General features: G+C 45.7%; 19 protein-coding genes and 1 pseudogene. 16 read left to right on the plus strand and 4 right to left on the minus strand.

The window, feature by feature from the left end:
• The first annotated feature begins 393 nt into the window (after positions 1-393).
• The 5 genes from MHH50_RS12210 (at position 394) to MHH50_RS12230 (ending at position 6,154) form a co-directional block, all read left to right on the plus strand.
• Positions 394-2,397 carry a sensor domain-containing diguanylate cyclase gene (locus tag MHH50_RS12210; protein ID WP_076219420.1) on the plus strand — a complete coding sequence of 668 codons (2,004 nt, stop codon included), beginning with the start codon at positions 394-396 and terminating at the stop codon, positions 2,395-2,397.
• Between the two features lie 789 nt (positions 2,398-3,186).
• Entirely contained in the window at positions 3,187-4,092 is a 906-nt protein-coding gene (locus MHH50_RS12215) for a hypothetical protein (protein ID WP_076129129.1), read from the plus strand.
• Positions 4,093-4,187: 95 nt separating this feature from the next.
• Entirely contained in the window at positions 4,188-5,303 is a 1,116-nt protein-coding gene (locus MHH50_RS12220) for an aminopeptidase (RefSeq protein ID WP_036686152.1), read from the plus strand.
• A gap of 106 nt (positions 5,304-5,409) precedes the next feature.
• On the plus strand, positions 5,410-5,655 hold the full coding sequence (locus MHH50_RS12225; RefSeq protein ID WP_036686154.1) for an HPr family phosphocarrier protein: 246 nt from the start codon (positions 5,410-5,412) through the stop codon (positions 5,653-5,655).
• A 202-nt stretch (positions 5,656-5,857) separates the two neighbouring features.
• Positions 5,858-6,154: a YlaN family protein gene (locus MHH50_RS12230; RefSeq protein WP_036686156.1), complete on the plus strand. Its 297-nt coding sequence runs from the start codon at positions 5,858-5,860 to the stop codon at positions 6,152-6,154.
• Positions 6,155-6,241: 87 nt separating this feature from the next.
• Here the strand turns inward: MHH50_RS12230 and cax are convergent, their stop codons facing one another.
• Positions 6,242-7,312 (minus strand): calcium/proton exchanger, encoded by a 1,071-nt coding sequence (cax, locus tag MHH50_RS12235; protein WP_036686157.1) that lies wholly within the window; start codon positions 7,310-7,312, stop codon positions 6,242-6,244.
• A gap of 154 nt (positions 7,313-7,466) precedes the next feature.
• Between cax and MHH50_RS12240 the strand changes: the two genes are divergently transcribed.
• On the plus strand, positions 7,467-7,832 hold the full coding sequence (locus tag MHH50_RS12240; protein WP_019911482.1) for an Asp23/Gls24 family envelope stress response protein: 366 nt from the start codon (positions 7,467-7,469) through the stop codon (positions 7,830-7,832).
• Between the two features lie 88 nt (positions 7,833-7,920).
• On the opposite strand, the gene ftsW is transcribed toward MHH50_RS12240, so the two are convergent.
• Together ftsW and MHH50_RS12250 are read right to left on the minus strand one after the other, a co-directional pair.
• Positions 7,921-9,162 (minus strand): putative lipid II flippase FtsW, encoded by a 1,242-nt coding sequence (ftsW, locus tag MHH50_RS12245; RefSeq protein ID WP_081387320.1) that lies wholly within the window; start codon positions 9,160-9,162, stop codon positions 7,921-7,923.
• On the minus strand, positions 9,159-9,506 hold the full coding sequence (locus MHH50_RS12250; RefSeq protein ID WP_036686159.1) for a YugN family protein: 348 nt from the start codon (positions 9,504-9,506) through the stop codon (positions 9,159-9,161). Before MHH50_RS12250 ends, ftsW begins: the two co-directional genes overlap by 4 nt.
• A 239-nt stretch (positions 9,507-9,745) precedes the next feature.
• Between MHH50_RS12250 and MHH50_RS12255 the strand changes: the two genes are divergently transcribed.
• The 10 genes and pseudogenes from MHH50_RS12255 to MHH50_RS12300 all read left to right on the plus strand — a co-directional run bounded on the left by MHH50_RS12255 (position 9,746) and on the right by MHH50_RS12300 (position 19,036).
• Entirely contained in the window at positions 9,746-10,927 is a 1,182-nt protein-coding gene (locus tag MHH50_RS12255; RefSeq protein WP_340034381.1) for a M20 family metallopeptidase, read from the plus strand.
• 63 nt (positions 10,928-10,990) lie between these two features.
• Complete coding sequence (locus MHH50_RS12260) at positions 10,991-11,422, plus strand: CBS domain-containing protein (protein ID WP_076129131.1); 432 nt, start codon at positions 10,991-10,993, stop codon at positions 11,420-11,422.
• Between the two features lie 119 nt (positions 11,423-11,541).
• Complete coding sequence (locus tag MHH50_RS12265; RefSeq protein WP_076280364.1) at positions 11,542-13,254, plus strand: DNA repair helicase XPB; 1,713 nt, start codon at positions 11,542-11,544, stop codon at positions 13,252-13,254.
• Positions 13,251-15,176 (plus strand): helicase-associated domain-containing protein, encoded by a 1,926-nt coding sequence (locus MHH50_RS12270; RefSeq protein WP_340034382.1) that lies wholly within the window; start codon positions 13,251-13,253, stop codon positions 15,174-15,176. Before MHH50_RS12265 ends, MHH50_RS12270 begins: the two co-directional genes overlap by 4 nt.
• Positions 15,177-15,196: 20 nt before the next feature.
• Positions 15,197-15,634: a YlbF family regulator gene (locus tag MHH50_RS12275; protein WP_076129134.1), complete on the plus strand. Its 438-nt coding sequence runs from the start codon at positions 15,197-15,199 to the stop codon at positions 15,632-15,634.
• Positions 15,635-15,674: 40 nt separating this feature from the next.
• On the plus strand, positions 15,675-15,938 hold the full coding sequence (locus MHH50_RS12280) for a YlbG family protein (protein ID WP_036686170.1): 264 nt from the start codon (positions 15,675-15,677) through the stop codon (positions 15,936-15,938).
• Between the two features lie 164 nt (positions 15,939-16,102).
• Positions 16,103-16,540, plus strand: a complete 438-nt coding sequence (locus MHH50_RS12285; protein ID WP_340034612.1) for a hypothetical protein — start codon at positions 16,103-16,105, stop codon at positions 16,538-16,540.
• A gap of 160 nt (positions 16,541-16,700) precedes the next feature.
• Positions 16,701-17,600: a selenium metabolism-associated LysR family transcriptional regulator gene (locus MHH50_RS12290; protein WP_076129135.1), complete on the plus strand. Its 900-nt coding sequence runs from the start codon at positions 16,701-16,703 to the stop codon at positions 17,598-17,600.
• A gap of 23 nt (positions 17,601-17,623) precedes the next feature.
• Positions 17,624-18,076: pseudogene (locus tag MHH50_RS12295) on the plus strand (GNAT family N-acetyltransferase); the annotation flags it as partial.
• A 72-nt stretch (positions 18,077-18,148) separates the two neighbouring features.
• Positions 18,149-19,036 carry a PHP domain-containing protein gene (locus MHH50_RS12300; RefSeq protein WP_076129160.1) on the plus strand — a complete coding sequence of 296 codons (888 nt, stop codon included), beginning with the start codon at positions 18,149-18,151 and terminating at the stop codon, positions 19,034-19,036.
• An 87-nt stretch (positions 19,037-19,123) separates the two neighbouring features.
• On the opposite strand, the gene MHH50_RS12305 is transcribed toward MHH50_RS12300, so the two are convergent.
• Positions 19,124-21,013 carry an NFACT RNA binding domain-containing protein gene (locus MHH50_RS12305; protein ID WP_340034383.1) on the minus strand — a complete coding sequence of 630 codons (1,890 nt, stop codon included), beginning with the start codon at positions 21,011-21,013 and terminating at the stop codon, positions 19,124-19,126.
• Between the last annotated feature and the right edge of the window lie 277 nt (positions 21,014-21,290).

The following is a 21,290-nucleotide window of genomic DNA, read 5'->3' on the forward strand; positions in this document are numbered from 1 at the left end:
TAGACTCCTTTATATTTGAAATTTCAGGTTAGGGCTCTATTTGCGCCGCATTTCGTATCCGTGATTAGCATTAATGGCTTCCACACTACCAGGGAAGTTCAGCCGCTGCCCTGGCAGTAACGAAATGCGTGAGGGTGACACAACGTTACGCCCAAGTAAGACTTGTTACAGTCTTGTTCAACAATAAATATTATATGAAAGTAGCATATAAAGTCAAGCGCATATTAAAAGAGTTTTTGTCATTCTTTGTCGTTAGTTCTTTGGTCCTAAAAAAAATCCCGGAAATAAGGAAAATATAATGCAATACACAAAGAAAGGGAGTAAAATATAGTTAATTAGATGTTAATTGGGAAGGTTTTTTTTCTTAAATGAGAAGCAAAGGGGATCTTCGTTATGTCAGAACAGAAAGCATACGCTTCTCAAGACAGTCGTATGCTGATACAGGACAAATTGCACACTAGTAGAGATTCCGAAGATCCCACCGCCTGGCTTAGGGAAACGGAAATAGTGTCCCATGACTTCCCATATTTGGCCAATCTGATTGCAGACAGCTTCGAGGAATGGATCGATGGGCTAGAGGCTCTACCATTCGCTAAATCATGGGATTGGTGTGTGCTGAATTTTGAAGGCAGATATTTTGCTAATATTGCCGATCAGCAAGAACGATGGAGGCACCAATGGGAGCAAGCGGCTGCAGCTAGTTTACTTTCTGGCGCAACCTCATCTGTTCAACTTACGGTGCAGGGTCAGGATATGAGCTTTTTTACTATACCGCTCATCACTCGCGTTGACAAAGAAATTTTTGCCTTCCTGGGCTGTGCTATGCCGACACAACAATATTTAATGGGTGGACGAGATACTGCTGAGGCTATATCTTTGCAGTACAGGACCATATTCTATCATAAGTTTGAACATATTTTTGTAACTGATCTTGCGAGTGTTCATCAACATGCTGAACGTGAGAGCAATCGCCGCTCCTTGTTATTTCAGATCGTTCAGCGGATGCATGACAATATTGATGTGAACGCTGTGCTTACGGAGGTTATAGATAGCATTTCTGCAATGTACCCTGGTGCTAGGCTTGAGCTGTTTATGTCGCAAGATCACCGCAGCACTCATCCGCAGGTCAAACCTTTACCGTTTCAGATGTCCAGTGATGATGTCTGCGCTAGAGCATTTAAAGACGGCCGTGTTGCTCTGAACACCAACACTGAAGATCAACACATTGTAGAGATTGGTCTTCCGCTAGGCGGGAAGCAAGGGGTTTATGGCGTATTCCACATGGTGATGGATAACTCGATCTTTATGGATGTAGATTTACGGTTTCTCTCGATGGTGGCGGATACCGCAGGTACTGCTTTTGAGAATGCCAAGCTGTATGAACGCTCCAATCAGCTCATTCGTGAGCTGCGTATGAGTAACGAACTTACACAACGGCTGAATCAGAGCTTGCGTTTAGGGGATATTTTTCAATTTGCGTTTGAAGAGCTGCTTGAGATGTTTGGCGCTGACTACTGCTGTATTTTACATATGAACGAAGAAAAGGGCGGGCTAGAGGTTATTGCTTGCAATCATTCCTCCTTGCAAAATGAAATTTTAGAAGTAGGACAAGGTTTAGGCGGGAAGGTCTATACTACTGGGGAATCATTAATCATGTCTAACTACATAGATAATCCTAATACTACTTCTCGTTTAATGAATGCTACCGGGTCGCAGTCGCTGATTGCCACACCTTTAAGTGTAGGTGGTGAAGTGCGTGGTGCCATCATGTTGGCGCATCGCGATGCCCATTATTTCTCTTATGACAATTACAGATTGCTTCAGGCGATGGCGGGGCATATTGGACTAGCTGTAGGGAATGCAAGGCTGCATGCCGAAGTTAGACGTCTAGCGAACAGAGATAGCCTAACTGGACTTTATGCTCGTCATTATCTGGACGAAGAAATAAAGGAACGGCAGTCTACAGATTTTTGCGGTTGCTTAATTGTTGTGGATATCGATCAGTTCAAGATGGTGAATGATACCTATGGTCATCAAAAGGGCGACAAGATCTTAAAAGAGGTCAGTGAAATTGTGAAGTCCTCCATCCGTCAAGGGGATATTGCTGCGAGGTGGGGTGGAGAAGAACTGTCGGTCTATTTACCATTAATGGGAGTAGAACAGGCAGTAAATGTGGCTGAACGTATTCGTAAGCGAGTGATGAATGAGACCGAACCTAATGTAACAGTGTCCTGCGGTATAGCGGAATGGAGCTGGATGGACGAACGTGTAAGCGTCGAATCCCTGTTCTATCGAGCAGATATGGCACTGTATAAAGCTAAGAACAATGGGCGTAACCAAGTGATCGTTGACACTAAAGAGAATGGCAGCGGTGTGAAGGGATTGCCTCATAAGTAAAAAAAATAGCAGAGCAGCGGTTCTCCCGTTATTGGAGAGTCGCTGCTTTTTGTTTTGGCAGATGGCTTGCTGCTTCGACTGTGTATCAAATATGCCGCTGCGATGCATTCGGACTCAGATGACGCTATTGGCGTGTATTTTGCCTTTGGGGCATGTTTTCGGACACCAGAGACACTATTGCTTGGAAAAAGACTCATTTTGTGCGTTTTTAAGGTCAATAGCTGCGCTGGAGTCCGTTGGTATGGGAAATATCGGGAAATGCTGCGTTAAGGGTCAGCTGTGTCCGATAGAGATAACGGCGTGGCGACTGCAACGGTCATATTCGCGCATTAGCATTTGAACAGCGGTTCTCCCGTAATAAGGAGTTGCTGGTCATTGTTTTGTTAGTTGGCTCGCTGCTTCGACTGGTGTATTCATCATGCTGCGAGGCCTTCGGACTCAGATGACGCTATTGGCGTGTATTTTGCCTTTGGGGCATGTTATCGGACACCAGAGACACTATTGCTTAGTAATGGGGGCATATCGGGCACAATTCGGGTAAATAGCTGCGCTGGAGTCCGTTGGCATACGAAATACCGCAAAATACTGTAATTAAGGTCAACTGTGTCCTATAGAGACAACGGCGTGGCGACTGGCAGCGGTAACTTCGTGAGTCTGAAGGTGGTATGTACTGACATTCAGAAGCAAGCGACGAACGCGCATAAGCTAGAGCTTAGAGCAATGTATGAAAACCGATAGCAGCAACGTATTTGCATCTGTATAAGGCGCGCAGGAAGGGAGAACCCTATAGTGGGCTGTAAAGTAAAATACTCCAAGAAAGGCCTGATGACCGTGAGAAAGTCATTATTACTGAAGGGGTTAGTTCTTATGATTTTTACCTTGTCCTGCGTGTTCAACAGCGGTTGCAGTGTTATTAGAGACAAACCAGCCAAGGAAGATCTAAGTTTGGTGTTAGCGGGTATAACGGGCAGCGATGGGGTTACTTTTAAAGGGTCAACCATGCTTACAAAGGGTGGAAAGACCGTTCCGGAATCCATGATATTTTACGAAGGCACAGTACAGGACCATAAGAAGGTCAATCTGTATACACTGCTTCCTGATAAATCCTCATCCACAAAAAAATCAGCAAATAGCGCTAAAGATTTAAAAAGCAGCATCACTTCTATGAAAGCTTTCCATAGTCAGCTAGAGAAAAAAGAGGGGGAATGGGTAGCGTTGACCACTGAAGGTTCCTCTGAGGACGGAAATCCGCTTGCTTTGCTTAATCCGTTGAAACAGCTGGAGGAGCTGCAATCCATGGAGGCTAATGTGACTGAAGATGCGGGTGCAGGCAGAGGGACAAATGTGCTGCGGATCGAGCTGACGCCTGCTGAGGCCAGAAAGCAGCTGACTGCTGAATTGGAAAAAGAGATGCAAGACCTTCGACCTGAAACACCAGATTCTGCTGGAAAAATAACAAAGAACGATCAGGCGGTTACGCAAGCTTTAGTGGAGCTATGGGAGAAGAAAAATAATGAATTACAGCAAAAGCTGAAACAAGCTAATGTTGAGACTGTCTACCATTTAACCGTTGATACAAAACATAATCTGCCGAGAAAGCTCACCTTAAATCGTAAGGTTACCTATTCGGAAGCGGGGAATGAATCTGATAATGAAACTTATGTATCACAGGTGAATTTTTCAGGCTTTCGTTGATTTTCACATTATCCCACAGGTCTTGCGCTCCATACAGGGCGTGCTACAATAGAAAAGCTTGCTTATTTTTTAGACAGAGGAAGGAAGAATACACAATGAAAGATCCCAGAATTCAAAAGCTGGCAGCTAACCTAGTCGGTTATTCCGTAAATGTCCAGCCAGGCGAGAACGTGCTCGTCGAAATGATTGGCAATGAAAGAGATTTAATCAAAGCTGTTGTAGAGGAAATCGGCAAGGCCGGCGGTCATGCTTTTGTACAATTAACAGATCGTACAGTCCTGCGCAGCATGCTTAAATACGCAACTCGTGAGAGTCTTCAGACATGGGCTGAAATTGACTTGAACCGGATGAAGCAAATGGATTGTTATATCGGGATTCGTGCAGGTGAGAATGTGAACGACCTGTCCGATGTTCCTGAAGAAAATATGAAATTGTATAACTCGTTGTACTCTCATCCAGTGCATAGCGAACAACGTGTGAAGCATACGAAGTGGGTAGTACTGCGTTATCCGAATGCGAGCATGGCTCAGCTTGCGAATATTAGCACTGAAGCGTTTGAGGACTTTTATTTCGAAGTGTGTAATTTGGATTACGCCAAGATGGACAAGGCTCAGGATGCTTTAGCTGATCTCATGCGCAGAACGGATAAGGTACATATTTTGAGTGCTGGAACAGATCTTAAGTTCTCGATTAAAGGAATCGGTGCAGAGAAATGCTCCGGGCAAAAAAATATTCCGGATGGCGAGGTTTACAGCGCCCCAGTTCGCGATTCTGTAAATGGAACGATCAGCTATAATGCACCGTCAGTATATAATGGAGTGACCTTTGAAAATATCAAATTCAAATTCGAAAACGGAAAAATTGTTGAAGCCACCAGCAATGACTCCGCTCGTTTGAACGAAATTTTGAATTCAGATGACGGCGCGCGTCATATTGGCGAATTCGCTATTGGTTTTAACCCTTACATTCTTCACCCGATGAATGATATTCTTTTTGACGAAAAAATCGCAGGCAGCCTGCACTTTACGCCAGGACAAGCATATGATGTTACAGATAACGGTAACCGCTCCTCCATTCACTGGGATCTTGTGTTGATCCAACGTCCCGATTATGGCGGCGGTGAAATTTATTTTGACGATGTATTGATCCGTAAGGATGGAATTTTTGTGTTGCCGGAACTCGAAGGTCTGAATCCTGAAAACTTGAAATAAAATGTAATAACAAGAAAACTCCTTGCACAAGTAAGCGGATTCAATGTATCATAAGAAATGATAACAAAAGACTAAAGTTTTATAATCAAGTTGCGGAGGGATTTCTATGTCCAGTAACAATGCGGCAATTGTCGATATTGCCCAAACGGCAGGCCAGTTCAACTCTTCAATCGTTCTTCAAGCGGACAACAAGTACATTGATGTTAAAAGTATCCTTGGTTTGTTCACTACTTTGGTATCCAGCCAAAGCTATGAGCTTCATGTTCATGGGGCAGATGCTGAAGAAGCTAAGAAGGCAATGACTGAAGTGTTTGCAAAACACGGTTTGAAATTCACAGTTGTTGCTGAGTAATAGTCGTGCTAAAAACGTCCTACCGGTTTTCGGTGGGGCGTTTTTTCTAGAAGTAGATACGAAACTTGATAGGATAACGCAGCAGGTTCTTTTAAATATATGGTTAGTATAAACTGAATTGTTGTATTGATACCGGATTTCGTCTAATATTAAGTAAAATAGTAAAAGCAGCTTAACTTTTGGACATGGGGGGGATAGAGGCATGACTTCATCGGAATTACAGGAACAGTATAATCTTAAAGCAATCAATCTTCTACAAGAAGATGCCGATAAAATTCAGCAACTTATAGAAGTGCAGATGGAGAATCTGGCAACACGCTACTGCCCTCTCTATGAGGAAGTGCTGGATACCCAGATGTACGGTTTCTCCAGAGAAGTGGATTTTGCGGTTAGAGCAGGTTTGGTCCCAGAGATTACTGGTAAGATGGTACTAAGTAAGCTGGAGCGTAACTTAGCAGTACTCTACGAGGCTTTGAACAACAAAGCGAAGGAAGAATAAATATCGGTTTCTTAAGTATTTATAGAAGCGCACATGAGGACGAATCGCTCATGTGCGCTTTTTGTTGTGTACAATGGTTAATAATGATTATACGAGATAGAAGGAGACTCCTAAAATCAGGTAGACCGTTAATAACAAGAGACCCTCATACCAGTTAGTTGAGCCGTCCTGAGTAATTGATTTGGCAATAAAGACGGCTACACCGATGGCGACGATTTCGATGGTCGTAAAAACTATGTCCATTGTATCACCCATGAAATAACTGGCGAAGATTAGGACAGGTGCTACGAACAGGGCGATTTGCAGACTGCTTCCAACCGCAATTTCTACTGCCGCACCGATTTTGTTCTTCATGGCCAGCATAATGGCTGCACTATGCTCTGCGGCATTACCGATGATGGCTACGAGGAACGCACCTACAAACAGCTCGCTGAATCCGAAACGCTCTGTCAAAGTCTCTAACGTTCCTACCAGCCACTCACTCACGAAGGCTACCATTACAGTGGCAAGCACGAGATAAAGGATGGATTTGTTTTTGGACCAAGCAGGGGCATGTTCATGAGCTAATTCTTCTTTACCCTCTTCTGTAACGTCCTCTAGATGTTTCTTATGCGTGATCATGGAGAAGATTAGCCAAGCTATGTACGAAGCGATGAGCAGCCCGGCAACGATTAAACTGAGCACATCGGTATCCTTCTCCGTAATAGAGTGGGTGGTAAAGAACATAGCGGGAACAAATAAGGCAATGACGGCAACGATCATCAGGGAGCCATTCATTCCGGCAAGGGTTACGTTGAAGTTCTGAACTTTGAACTTCATCCCGCCGGCGAAAATACTCAATCCTAGAACAAGCAACAGGTTGCCGATAATAGAACCGGTAAGACTGGCTTTGACCATGTCGAACAATCCTTCCTTAACCAGGAAGAAGGCAATGATTAGCTCAGCAGCATTGCCGAAGGTGGCGTTTAGGAAGCCGCCCAGTCGTTGTCCGGCATAATGAGCTACACTTTCAGTGGCCCGGCCGAGAAAACCAGCCACAAACACCACAGCGATTGCTGAGAGAATGAACTGCAGGGTATGATCCCAATCGGCATAATGGCCGATCGCACTAAGGATAAAGGCGATACCCATCAGTGATGGTGAAATCCATTTTTTCAATGTAAAGGACACTCCTATCTATGTATTTAGATTGAATTCATAATCAATATACCCAAATTGTTCCTAGGTGTAAACGAGAAAGCGATAAAGTGATTTGCTTTTTAGCCTGTTTTGGAATTACAATAATTGATAATGAGTGTAGGGGGGATATGGCATGGCAGAACAACTTCAACTGGAAATGGGAAATATACGAATTTCAAATGACGTCGTCTCAAAAATTGCCGGTTTGGCTGCCTTGGAGACTCCGGGAATTGCAGCCATGTCTGGTGGCCTGTCAGAAGGCTGGGCGAAACGTCTAAGCGGTAAGAACGTTCAGAAGGGCGTTACCGTTGAAGTAGGACAGCTGGAAGCAGCAGTAGATCTACGAATTATCGTTCTCTATGAAACACCGATCCACGAAGTGTGCCGGATGCTTCAGCAGAACGTACGTGAAGCTGTGGAGAGCATGACTGGACTTCATATTGTTGAGGTAAATGTCAAAGTTGAAGGCGTAGCTTTCAAGAATGATGAAATCTCTTAAAAAACTTGTACACAAAAAAGCAGTCCAAGGTTAATTCCCTGGGCTGCTTTTTTATGTGTATATTCCCTAACCTCCGGCTTTATAAAGCTTACCGGGAACGAACCTGTCTAACCGTTGTTACAGATTTCGTTACTTCCTCTTTGGCAGGAAGGTTGGTTTCTCTTGAGATGCTTAGCATAATTCCCATGCACAGCATGCTGACAAGGAGTGAAGAGCCCCCGTAGCTGATAAACGGCAAGGTAACGCCGGTAAGAGGGATTGTATTGGTTACACCGCCGATATTGACAAAGGCCTGAATGGCTATGAGGCCCATAATCCCAATTCCGACGAGCGTACCAAAGGGATCCTTACACCTTAAAGCGATTAGAATACCTCGCCAGATAAAATACAGATATAACATCAAAAATATGGAGGTCCCAAGAAAGCCGAACTCTTCTCCAATTACGGGGAAGATAAAGTCCGTATAAGGGTATTTTAGATAGTCCAGCTTTTGAATACTTTTGCCGAAGCCGGAACCACTTACTCCACCTTGGCCAAGAGCGGTTAAGGATTGAATAATGTTATAACCATCACCCTCAGCAACCTGATAAGGATCTAAAAAGGCAACGATACGACCTTTTCTATAATCCTGAGTGTCAGTGGCTTTATCGGATGGAGATAAGGAATCAATCGCTGCTTTGGCGCCTACAACTAGTCCTACACCCAGCACTAGCAGTGCTATAGAGCCCAGAATATGCTTCATGCTGGCACCACCGGCATAAATAACAAGTCCGCTGGTAGCTACGAGAATGAGGCAAGAACCTAAATCCGGCTGCATCATTATAAGTCCGGCAACAATACCCACGATGACCATTACAGGGATATATCCTGTACGGAAATCTCTAAACCGTTCACCTTTTTTGGTGATGAGTGCTGAGATATACAGGATAATCGATATTTTGGCTAATTCGGTGGGTTGAATTCCAAGTTTTCCGATACTAAGCCAGCTCTTGGCACCATTAATTTTTTCAGAGAAGGCTACCACGAGCAGAAGTATAACGGTGATGATAAAAATAGGTACATACCACTTCTTAAACTTACTGTAGTGAATGTTCATAGCTATAAACATAACAACGGTTCCGAGTACGATCCAGATCACTTGGCGTTTAATGAAATATAGAGGGTCATTACCGAACTTCGGGCTTGCTAAGGTTAAGCTTGAGCTAGCACTGAAGACCATGACTAGACCGAAACCCACAAGTAGTAGTGTTAAGATAAGTAGTTGGAAATCGGGTGTTCCTCTTTTGGGCAGGCTGACATTTTGTTTCGTCGTTCCCTTTTTGTTACTCAAGCCTCTAACAGCTGCTTTAATTCAAGAATCCGCTTAGCAGCAGTGTCCAATACTGGTTTTGGCACCGGAGATTCATATTCCAGGCCATGAGGGAAGGTTGCTTTTCCTAAGTATACGGCTTCAATTGCAAGTACGGCATCAGACTTCTCTAGCTTTCCCTCGACAGCGCGAGTGTTAATGCGTAGGAAGTATTCGCCACCATCCTGTGGGTCTTCAATTTTGCAGTCGTAAGTGGCACGATAGTATTCCCATTGCCAGCGGATGAAGCCAGCTTTTGTGGCACTCTCGTCCAGATAGAGAAGATCACTCTTCAATCCTACGAGGCCCGTGTTCTCAAAAATCATAGCACGCATATCCCCCTTATGAAGTATAATGATGAATTTCTGATCCGATTGCTGATGTTCTACCTCATGATAGTATGTTTCTAAAGGTTGTGCAAGAGTAGGCAGTGCCTAACAATACCCAGTTTTTTGCGTTTCTGCTACAATAAAAGAATTATAGTCGTTCGCGGCTGGAACAAAGTGAACAGGACTGCTATCGCTTGCTATGGATGCGGGTTTATCGAGAAGGGGATGGAGAACTTATGAAGAGCTTAGCGGTTGATTCGCTCATGCCGGAGATCGTGGAATGGAGACGCCATTTGCATCGTCATCCGGAGTTGTCTTTTCATGAAAAGGAAACGTCAGCATTTATAGCAGATAAGTTAGCCGAATTTGGAATTGAAGTCAGAAAAAGCGGGAAAGGGTATGGTGTGCTTGGCATACTACGGGGAAAGCGGCCGGGGAAAACTGTGGTTCTTCGTGCGGACATGGATGCCCTACCTATTAAAGAGGAGAACAAGAAGGATTACGTTTCGCAAAATGAAGGGGTAATGCATGCCTGTGGACATGATGGCCACACTTCCATACTGCTCGGTGTAGCCTCTTACTACAGCAGCCGGCTTGAGGAGCTGGAAGGGGAGCTGCGTTTTCTTTTTCAGCCCGCAGAGGAAGTATGCCCAGGAGGGGCGCAGGGGATGATTGCCGAAGGCATGTTAGAAGGAGCGGATGCGGTGTATGGTCTGCATCTGTGGACTCCATTGCCTATGGGAACTGTTGGGAGTGCTCCGGGACCGTTGATGGCGTCTGCGGACGAGTTTTTTATAGATATCATTGGCAAAGGCGGACACGGCGGCATGCCGAACCGTACCATTGATAGCATCGTGGCGGGAGCGGCGCTGGTGACCCAGCTGCAGAGCATTGTAAGCCGCTCTGTGAACCCGCTGGAGCCCGCTGTACTCAGTGTAGGAACCATTCAAGGGGGATTCGCCCAGAATGTCATTGCCGAGCAATGCCGGATCACAGGGACAGTGCGGGCATTCGACGAGGAGACACGGCATTTGATACGCCAGCGAATCGAAGAAATGACCGTTTCTATTGCCAGCGCTTACGGGGCAGAAGCTAAGATAGATTACGTTATGGGATATCCTCCCCTCGTAAATCATGATGGTGAAGTGCAGCGGTTTTTCGAGGTGGTCCCAGCGGCTTTAGGAGAATCTGTTGAAGTGATTCGGATGGAAAAGCTGATGCCAGCTGAGGATTTTGCCTATTATGTTAAGGAGATTCCAGGCTGCTTTATGTTTGTGGGTGCCGGAAATCCGGATAAAGAGGCTGACTATCCACATCATCATAGCAAATTTGATTTTGACGAAGATGCCATGCTGTACGGAATGAAGCTGCTCATTGCTATGGCGAATTCCTGTATGCGTGAGAACACAATCGTATAATTTCGTTTCATAGAGGAGAACCTATTCCCATAACATGGAGACCATGATTAGGAGGGTTCATTCTTGAAAACAGTGAAAGAGGTTATGACGAAGGAGCCTGCAACGGTTACGCTGCAAGATAATGTGTATGAAGTTGCCGTGAAAATGCGAGATTATGACACTGGATTTATACCTGTTGTTGATAATGAAGAACATAAGACACTGCTCGGTGTAATTACTGACCGCGATCTCGTGATTAGAGGTTATGCGGCTAAACATCCTGGTTCAACCTCAGTGGAAACTGTAATGAGTAAAGAGATTCAGGCCGTCTCGGAGAATACTTCAGTAGATGAGGCTGCAGAGTTAATGGCTGGCTGGCAAATTCGCAGGCTGGCGGTGACACGTGACCAGAAGCTGGTGGGCGTAGTGTCGATTGGAGATCTGGCTGTGCGCGACATTTTTGCGGATGAAGCTGGTGAAGCCCTCCATGATATTTCGCAGCAGCACTTACATTAAATAGTCAGATAGGGAAGCTCATGACCGTTATGCGGGGATGGGCTTTTTCCTGTTATATGAAAATAAACAAAATTACATAGCGCAAGCTTAAATCACTTGAACACTAGGGAGGAAAAGCTATGAATGGATCAGGAGCTTGCATCGTACGCAGGGACCGGACAATTTTACTGGAATGTGCTCATCCGGATTTTGAGGTGGCAAGGAAAAAGCTAGGGACCTTCGCGGAGCTGATAAAAAGTCCTCCTGCTTACCATACCTACCGAATTACCCCTTTATCTCTTTGGAATGCAGCTGCGCTTAATTATACTGCTGAGGAGATTATCACTAGCCTGCATCACCTTGCACGCTGGGGTGTTCCCACAGGATTGGAGGAGGAAATTGAAACTCTTTTGTCCAGATATGGAAAGCTGACTCTTCATGGCCAAGAGACTCAGAATGAGGTCGTTATGTTAAGAGCGGATGCTCCTGAGCTTTTGAATGAATTGAGTGATGTACAAGGTCTAAAAGCGTTGGGTCTACTGAGAATAAATCCTCTGGAATGCTCGTGCCCCGCGGAGAATAGAGGGCTTTTGAAACAAGAGCTGATGAGATTGGGGTATCCAGTTCTCGACTACGCCGGATATCATGAAGGGCAAGCGCTTAGCTTGACCTGGAAGGAGAATCTCGATACCTGCAAGGCTGATTCGGCAAACGATTCATTTGGCTTACGTGAATATCAGCAGGAGGCCGTTCAGCTGTTTCAAGGGACAGAAGGACAAGGGGGAAGCGGTGTGGTGGTGCTGCCTTGTGGCGCAGGGAAGACAATTGTAGGAGTAGCAGTACTTGAAAGTCTCCAATGTGAAACCCTGATTTTAACTTCAAATACAACGTCCGTAAGGCAATGGATGGATGAATTGCTGGAGCGAACAGATTTGGCTGGGGAGGCAGTTGGTGAATATTCGGGTGAAAAAAGAGAAGTGCGGCCAGTCACCATTGCCACCTATCAAATATTAACGCATCGTTCGTCCAAAGACGGTCCGTTTCTCCATATGAAGCTGTTTAACGAACGCAATTGGGGCTTGATTATATATGATGAGGTTCACCTGCTTCCAGCGCCTGTATTTCGGGCTACAGCAGACATTCAGGCTACACGTCGACTGGGGCTTACAGCCACTTTGGTTAGAGAAGACGGGAAGGAAGGGGATGTGTTCTCTTTAATCGGACCGAAACGCTACGATTTGCCTTGGAAGGAGCTGGAGCAGCAGGGCTGGATCGCTGAAGTGGAATGTGTAGAGATCATTGTGCCGATGAATCCGGAGCTTAAACAAGAATATATGTACGCGGCGGCAAAAGAAAAATTTCGTATGGCTTCCTGCAATCCTGCCAAAGCTGAAATTGTAGCCAAGCTTCTAAAGGTCCATACAGGTTCTTCGGTGCTGGTTATTGGACAATATCTCGACCAGTTAAGTGAACTGGCTGACAGGATCGGGGCGCCTTTAATTACCGGCAAAACGAAGCAGCGTGAAAGAGACGAGCTATATGCGGCTTTTAACGAGGGAGATATACAGGTACTGGTGGTGTCAAAAGTAGCGAATTTCGCGGTGAATTTACCTGACGCGTCAATTGCTATTGAAGTCTCGGGAGCTTATGGATCACGGCAGGAGGAAGCCCAGCGACTAGGTCGAATCCTCCGTCCCAAAGCGGGGGAGAATAAAGCCTATTTCTATACACTGGTATCTGAAGATAGCCGGGAACAGGATTTCGCTTTGCGCCGCCGGATGTTTTTGACTGAGCAGGGCTATGAATATGTCGTTAAAAAGATGCCGAGTGGAGAGGAGAGAACCATCCATTGAACCAGCTGTCTACAGAAGCATTAGAGGTCTTAAAGCGATTATGTGCAGCTTATGCTGCCCAGCCGTTTGAGGAAGGGAAGGAAGAACGATTGCGCCCTGTGGCGCTTTGTCGTGCTGAGCAAAAGCTTGCAATGAACGAATTGCGCCGCGAGGGGCTGTTAACTGCAAGGCATAAAATATTAGGCGAAAAGCTGTACCAGATTCCTGTTGATCAGCTGCCGGCAATTGAACAAGAATTTTTCCCGTATCAGCCGCAATTCATTGCCGGGCATTTAGTGAGTCTTACCATGGAAGCAGGAGCCGGACTGGCGATAGATTTGTTTCGGGCTTTGCTGTTCACCGCTTGGGAAGGGTTGCCGCTGACAGCCAAGGGGATTATTCATAAAAAGCATCTTAACCGCTTAGCGGCGCAGCTTTCTTTTGGGGAGGAGCATTTGCAAGGGCTCTCCGTAGGTTCTCTTTTAGAGGAACAGAACACACTTTCTGTCATAGCGACGGTGGATATCCTGCTGTGTCTTGGACTTATTCGCAGGCAGAGTGCCGGATACACGCTTGATCTGGAGCTGTTGGATCGTTGGCTGCAGCTTCCTGAAGCGACGATGAGTGACATTCTTTATGGGATTGTAATTAATCGCTCTGGAAGCGTGGGCCCAGCCGATCAACATTTTCGTTATATAATTTCTAATGCAGATTTTATCCCCGGGAAATGGATAATGCTGCCCGCACTATTAGACTGGATGATGGCTTCTAATCTCACAGGTAACATTGCCCGTAATGAGCTTGAGAAGTCAAGCTTGAACTGGTTACGTTGTTTAACAGGCTTTGGCTGGTGTGAACTGGGAGAAACCGCTGAGGGCATGTTGTGTTTTCGCTGGACCGCTGCTAAGCCAATGCTATCTGCTGAGAGGGGATCATTCGCTGCTGTTGGGTCTGGAGATACACAGGAACAGTTTATTGTGCAGCCGGATTTCGAGGTGCTGGTTCCACCGGAAGTCCCCTATTCTGTACGATGGACACTGGCTGGCTGCGCTGAGCTCCAGCAAAGTGATACGATATGGAGCTTCCGGCTGACGAAAGAGAGGTTGGAACTTGCAGCTGAGCGTGGAATGTCACCGAATGACATCATCTCCTGGATAAGCGAGCATGCTCTGGGCGGGCTTCCTTCGGTGGTTCAAATGTCCCTTGAGCAATGGGCAAAAAGCATTGGCCGTACTTCACTATCGCAAGTAATTCTCTTGACCTGTCAGACGGAAGCCGATGGAGCTGCTATCGCAGCTCACCCGCGTTTACAGGAGAATCTTGAACGTATCGGTCCTTTACATTTCATAGTGGACCCGGAATATATGGAACAGATACGAAAAGAACTGTACTCCGCGGGGCTAGCGCCTTCCAGAATCATTGGAGGACAAGGGGAGGATCCAAACGTATGGTGGAGTTGGTTTCCTCATGAAACAGGAAACCCCGAGGCAACGTATGTTCTTCCAGAGCTGAATGTAGAACTAGGATTGCTGTCCAAAGGGAATCCTTTTCTTAACCTGCCGGTTATTGCTCCTGAACAAGAGGAGGAGATTCTCTTCGGTGGAGAAAATGTACCGCAGATCTGGAGCAAAGAATGGCGGCATTATCATAGCTCGACTGCACAAAAGGTGATGGAGCAAGGGTTAAGATGGGGAGTCAAAGTGCGTTTTGCACTAAAAGATCAGATGTTAGATTTTATCCCTTCCCGCATAAGCGGAAATCCATGGAGAGTTTCCGGACAGCTGCTCTATCACGATGGTGAAACGGTTGAAGATATAGAGCTCACTCCGGAAGACTGGAAGGAAATGAAGTTAGTTATTCCCAAAGGACGAAGAAATTCCTCTTCTGCTCAAGCGAGTGATTATGGTATGATAGAAAAGTCTACTGAATCGGTAGATCATTAACGAAGAAAAGAGCTGAGTTCATGAGCGTAGCTGAAATAAATACGGTCGATATGGCTGAAGTGCTGACATACGCCTATGAATTAGGCGATATGATTAATCAATCCGCCGAGGTGTCGGATTACTTATACTGGAAAGGACGGGTTGATACGAACCCCGAAATTCAGGCCATGGTCAAACGACTTCAGACTAAGAAGGAGTTGTTTGAAGAAACACAGCGATTCGGACATTTCCACCCGAATTATCATTCAGCAAAGGATGAGGTTTCGGCAGTAGAAGCGGAACTGGAGCGGTTCGAAGAAGTTGTTCGTTTCAAGCTGGCAGAGAAGACCCTTGACGACATTCTGCATTCCATGTCGGAAGCGATTGCTTTTTCAGTATCCGATAGCATTAAAGTACCAAGTAATGATCCTTCCCCTAAAGGTGGATGCGGCAGCGGGGGAAAATGCTCCTGCGGATAAGCTTCCCTTAGGATTTAGAGAGAGAAAGGCGGTTTAGCTTATGTTTGCGGAACGGACAGGATACATCATTTGGGTAAGTGACGTTAAAGCGGCACGTAACCTTGAGAAATACGGAACATTACATTATGTTTCTCGGAAAATGCATTATGCAGTTATGTATGTAAATGCAGAACGGGCCGAGGAAGTTATGAAGAATGTCCGCAGACTCTCCTATGTGCGAAAGATTGAAAGATCTTATCGTAACGAAATTAAGACAGAGTATACTAGTAATGGACCGGACAAGTCCCGTAATTACAGTATGTGATTCCAGGAGATAAACAGGCGCTTAAACAGCGCCTGTTTTTTTTATGCTTATTTACAAAAAAACGCCATTACTCTCGACGGTAGAAACTTGTACAACTTTCGGCAATGAGGTAAGATGACAACATTAAGTGCATACTAAGACCCTTATGGTGGAGTGTGATGATGATGCGCAACAAGGGGACGGATTGGCCCAGCACTTATGAGCCCTTCCACATCATGCTGAACAATTACAGGGTCGCCGATATCGTTATAACCAATCATGCGAAGAGCCGTTATATGGATCGCATCAGCAATGGTGCAAGCAATGCCGAAGAGGTCGCTGCATGGATGTGGCAGTGCCTAATGCAGAATCGGATCAAGCCCTTTTCAAGCAGTGATTATAACGCATATTTAATTGACGATGACTCTGTAGTAATCGCTGAGTTTACGGAATTGACAGGTGAGAGAGATCTCTCAGGCCAGCCATTATATTCTATGATCATCGTTTCGTTTCTTGGGAGAATCTCGGAGATGCCACAGTTGAGAGATTTAAAGACCTATTTTTCACTGCTGCGTAATTCTCACCGCACAAAGCTGTCGAAGAAGAAACGAAGACGCAAATAGTTTATAAAGAAACGGGCAAGAGGCATGCGGCGAGTCTGCATGTCCTTTTTAAAAATATAAGAATTTATATACAGCACGATTATAATATTCTTAAGTTTCTACGAGAAACGATTGTCGTCTTTAAAGGACGTTCTTTTTGTAATATAAGGAGTTGCGAAGCATGAACTTTCATCAGCTGCATATTTTTTATACGGTCTCCGAGCGGGGAAGCTTCTCGGCGGCGGCGCAGACTTTACATATGACTCAACCAGCTGTGACCATGCAGGTACAGGCACTGGAGGATTATTTTGGCACCAAATTGTTTAACCGTTCCACCAAAAAAATCGTACTCTCCGAAGCAGGGCACACCCTGATGCCATACGCGTTGCGCAGTATTCAGCTGATGCGTGAGACGGATCAAGCGATGTCAGCATTCACACATATGCTGGAGGGGCGGCTGCAGCTTGGGGCGAGTCTTACGATAGGAGAATACGTGCTGCCACGGCTGTTAGGCCCTTTCGGAAAGCAATATCCTAACATTTCAATTATGATGAAAGTGATGAACACCTCGCAAATTATGGAGGAAATCCTCAAGCATCAACTGAATTTTGGTTTAATTGAAGCCCCGGTCACACATCCGGACATGGAGATCGAGCCCGTGATGGGGGATGAACTGAAGTTGATCGTGCCACATGATCATCCACTTGCGGAGCAGCAAGAGGTTACTTTGGAGCAAGTGCTTCAGCATCCTTTTGTATTGCGTGAGCAGGGCTCAGGAACGCGGCGTGTGATGGAAGAGCAGCTGTTCTCCAAGGGACTTGATCCGGGAACTATGAAGATCGTGATGGAGCTTGGAAGTACGGGAGCTGTGAAATCAGCGGTGGAAGCAGGTCTTGGCATAACGATCATATCGACCTCTTCGGTTAAGCATGAAGTTGCGCTGGGACTGTTGAAAATTGTGAATATCTCCGATGCCTCTTTTAAAAGACAATTCTACGCCATTCATCTAAAATCAACACTGCTGCCAATTTCTGCAGTAACCTTCCTGACTTATTTGCGTGAGCATTCGAATCAAATCTGATAGTTAAAGCGGGGGATATTACAATGTCAATTGTTCTACGTGGAGAAAAGCTAGTATTGCGCGATATTACAGAGGCTGATTTTCAGAAGCTTTATTATCACTATCATGAAGCTGAAGACCGTGAACACTTGAAATGGGATGGTCCCTATAAATCTTTGGCACATCAAAGATTCGAAAAGTTTACCGAGGACTACATAGGTCATTTGGCGTTAGTTGAGACGGAAACCCCGCGTAACCTGTTGATCATAGAAATAGACGGCAAGGTAAAGGGGAAAGTAGGGCGCTACTGGATATCGCAAGAAACCAACTGGATGGAGATTGGTATAGTAATCTTTGATTCTAGTTATTGGTCAGGTGGTTACGGTACGGAAGCGTTTAAGATGTGGATAGATTATTTATTTAATTCTCTTGATACAGTCCGTCTTGGAATAGGCACCTGGTCAGGGAATAAAAGAATGATCGGGTTGGCAGCGAAATGTGGCATGGTGGAGGAAGCTCGCGTCCGTAAAGCACGAATCGTGCGAGGAGAATACTATGATGCCATAAAAATGGGGATTCTGCGGGAAGAGTGGGAGAATGCAGGTAACCTATCTGCTAAGGATGTATGCGACCTCCATACCCATACTCAAGCCTCTGACGGCATGCAGCCGCCAGCGGAGAATGTACGTCTTGCTAAGGAGAAGGGGCTAAGCGCTGTTGCCATTACGGATCATGATACAGTAGCTGGCGTGAAGGAAGCCTGTGAAGCAGGAGAGAAGTACGGAATAACCGTTGTGCCTGGTGTAGAGATCAGTACGCGTGCTGGTGGCAAAGACATTCATGTGCTGGGCTATTATGTTGATCCTGAGAATGAACAATTTCTCTCACGTTTGGAAGGGCTAAGAGATACCCGGGCACTTAGGAATGAAGCGATAATTACCAAGCTGCAAGACCTTGGGATTGCGATTACCTTGGAACAGGTTATAGCGGGGATCGGGCGGGAATTGAAGCCTGACGAAAGCATCGGCCGGCCACATATTGCCGACGAGCTGGTTCGGCTTGGGGCAGCTACCGATATGAGAGATGCCTTCAACAAGTATTTGGCCGAGGGTGCAGCAGCCTATGTGTCACCTCCCAGAATCACACCGGAGGAAGCTTGCGAGTGGATCATTGAGGCAGGAGGGTCTCCAGTATTAGCCCACCCGGGCTTGTACGGGGATGACCTTCTGGTGCGAGATATTCTGGAGCAAGGCGCTTTTAAAGGGATTGAGGTCTATCACTCTGATCACGGACCTGCGGAAGAAGAACGTTATCAAGTTATGGCTGAGGATTATAATCTGTTAATAACCGGAGGTTCTGACTTTCATGGTGCCCGTCAAGGCGTAATTTTTCACGGGGATATCGGCAGTGTTACGGTTTCTACAGAAGTACTGAAGTTTTTAAACAAGAAGGCATGAAATTAGTCGATTTGCGGAGCGAATTATAAAAACCTCCAGCCTTAGATGTTCAACATCTGCAGCTGGAGGTTTCTTTATATCTAGTAGTTAGCTTCTCAAAGTATTTGGAAGACTCTTAATTCTTTCCTCATTAGGTGTGACGAACAGTGTCTTTTGATGATCATAGATTACAAATCCCGGCTTGGAACCGCTTGGCTTACGTACATAGCGGATCAATGTACAGTCCACAGGCACACTGCTGGACTGTTTGGCTTGGCTGAAATAAGCGGCAAGTTGAGCGGCTTCTTCTAGCGTTGCATCTCCAAATTGCTCACTTCGGATGACCACGTGTGATCCGGGGATGTCCTTGGTATGCAGCCAAGTATCATTCGGAGAAGCCAGCCGATTGGTGACGTATTCGTTCTGCAAATTATTTTTGCCGACATAAATATCGATTCCTTCCGAAGAGGTGAAGACCTGTAATGTGGGTCTGGTGGCCTTTTTCTTCTTTTTACCCTTTTTGCTCCGGTCACGCAGATAACCTTGGCTTACAAGCTCGTCGCGGATCTCCTCAATGTCGTTGAGGGAAGCGTGGGCAAGTTGCTGCAGCAGACTCTCCATATACAAAATTTCCTCATGCGTCTTCAAAAGCTGTTCATTAATAACAAGCAGGCTGTTTTTATATTTGTTGTATTTTTTGAAATAACGTTGTGCATTGTCCGAAGGATTTAATAACGGATCGAGCGGAACCACCATTTCCGCCTGATTTTCATCATAATAATTGACCAAGGAGGCTTCTTTATCCCCTTTGGATACCGCGTGTAATGAAGCGAAAAGCAACTCACCCCAAATGCGGTAACGATCAGCATCCTGAGCTTCGTCGAGATCCTTCTGCAAATTAGCGAGTTTTTTAACGTTTTTGCTCCGTTCATTGCTGAGGAAACGGATCAAATCACTCACCCGTTGCTTTACAGTATCGCGCTCGGCTTTATCCCCGTAATAATCCTCCATACATTCACTGATGGAGTTGTAATGTTTCGCACTCTCACCCAGAAGTGTTAAGGGGATCGCAGAAAAAATCATTTTACCTTTTGCGTTTGCACCTGCAACAGGAGAAAACTCGTTATCGCATACGGGTCCCATTACGGAATGGAAGGCAACCCATAATTTTGTTGGAAACGCTGCTTCGGTTTCTGTAACTTCGCCTTTATCCAAGGTGTTTCTCAGACGAAGAGCAATTTCACCAGCAATCAGCGGGCTCATTCCGCTGAAAGCATGTACCATCCAGCCTACCGGGTCAGCTGAGGGAGATGGACCGCCAGAGCCGTCAGGTTTTTGCTCTACTGCTTCTTTTGTGATCAGATTAGCAAGCTCTCCCTCAATGATTTCTTCTGGCTCAGCTTCCTCCTCAACATCCTCTATCAGCGCAGCTTCTTCAGCAGCCGAGATTAAATTGAGAAATTGCTCCTGGCCGATTTCCAAAGGGTTCAGCTTATGCTGCTGAGGCGGCTCTGTGTAGGCGATGCCGGGCATCACAATCCGATAGCTGCTAATCGATGGAGTTACATGATGAATGCCGTCTATGATCGTTCCAGAGCTGAGATCAGTAAGAATGATGTTACTGTGCCGACCCATGAGCTCAATGATGATCTTTTTGGCAAATACGTCGCCAAGCTCATCTCTAGTCTTGACGTTTATGTGAATAATTCGTTCCATGCCTACCTGCGTAATGCTTTCAATGGTCCCTCCCTCACAATGCTTCCGCATAAGCATGCAGAACATGGGGGCTTCCGAAGGATTAATGCTGTTTCTTTCGGTAAAATGCACCCGAGGATACGTTGGATTAGCAGAGAGCAGCAGCTTGCCGCCGCCACCTGCGCCGCGCAGGTTAAAAATTAAATCGTGATTGTTCGGTTGATATATTTTTCCTATACGTGCACCTATGAATGATTGCAATTCGTGCACGATAGCTCGGGTAACAATGCCGTCTAATGCCATGATAAAGCTCTCCTGTCGCCGTGAAATGAATTTCTTAAATATAAGAAAGTAAAAGTTTCACACAATACTTTATGTCTTATATTTCTCGCTCAAACGCCTACCTGTCCTTATAAGGACGCCAAAGATGTTTATGCTTACCTCTCTATGATGCCATACTTTAGGACATTCGCGCAAAAGGGGAATTGGATAGGGGTGATATTATTGGACGACCTTGAATACATTTGTCATGAACAGGTGGAAAAGCTGTGCGCCGCCGGAAGTAAAGAAACGACCGGGA

The sequence above is a fragment of the Paenibacillus sp. FSL H3-0302 genome, assembly GCF_037982245.1.
GTDB classification, from domain to species: Bacteria; Bacillota; Bacilli; order Paenibacillales; family Paenibacillaceae; genus Paenibacillus_AQ; species Paenibacillus_AQ odorifer.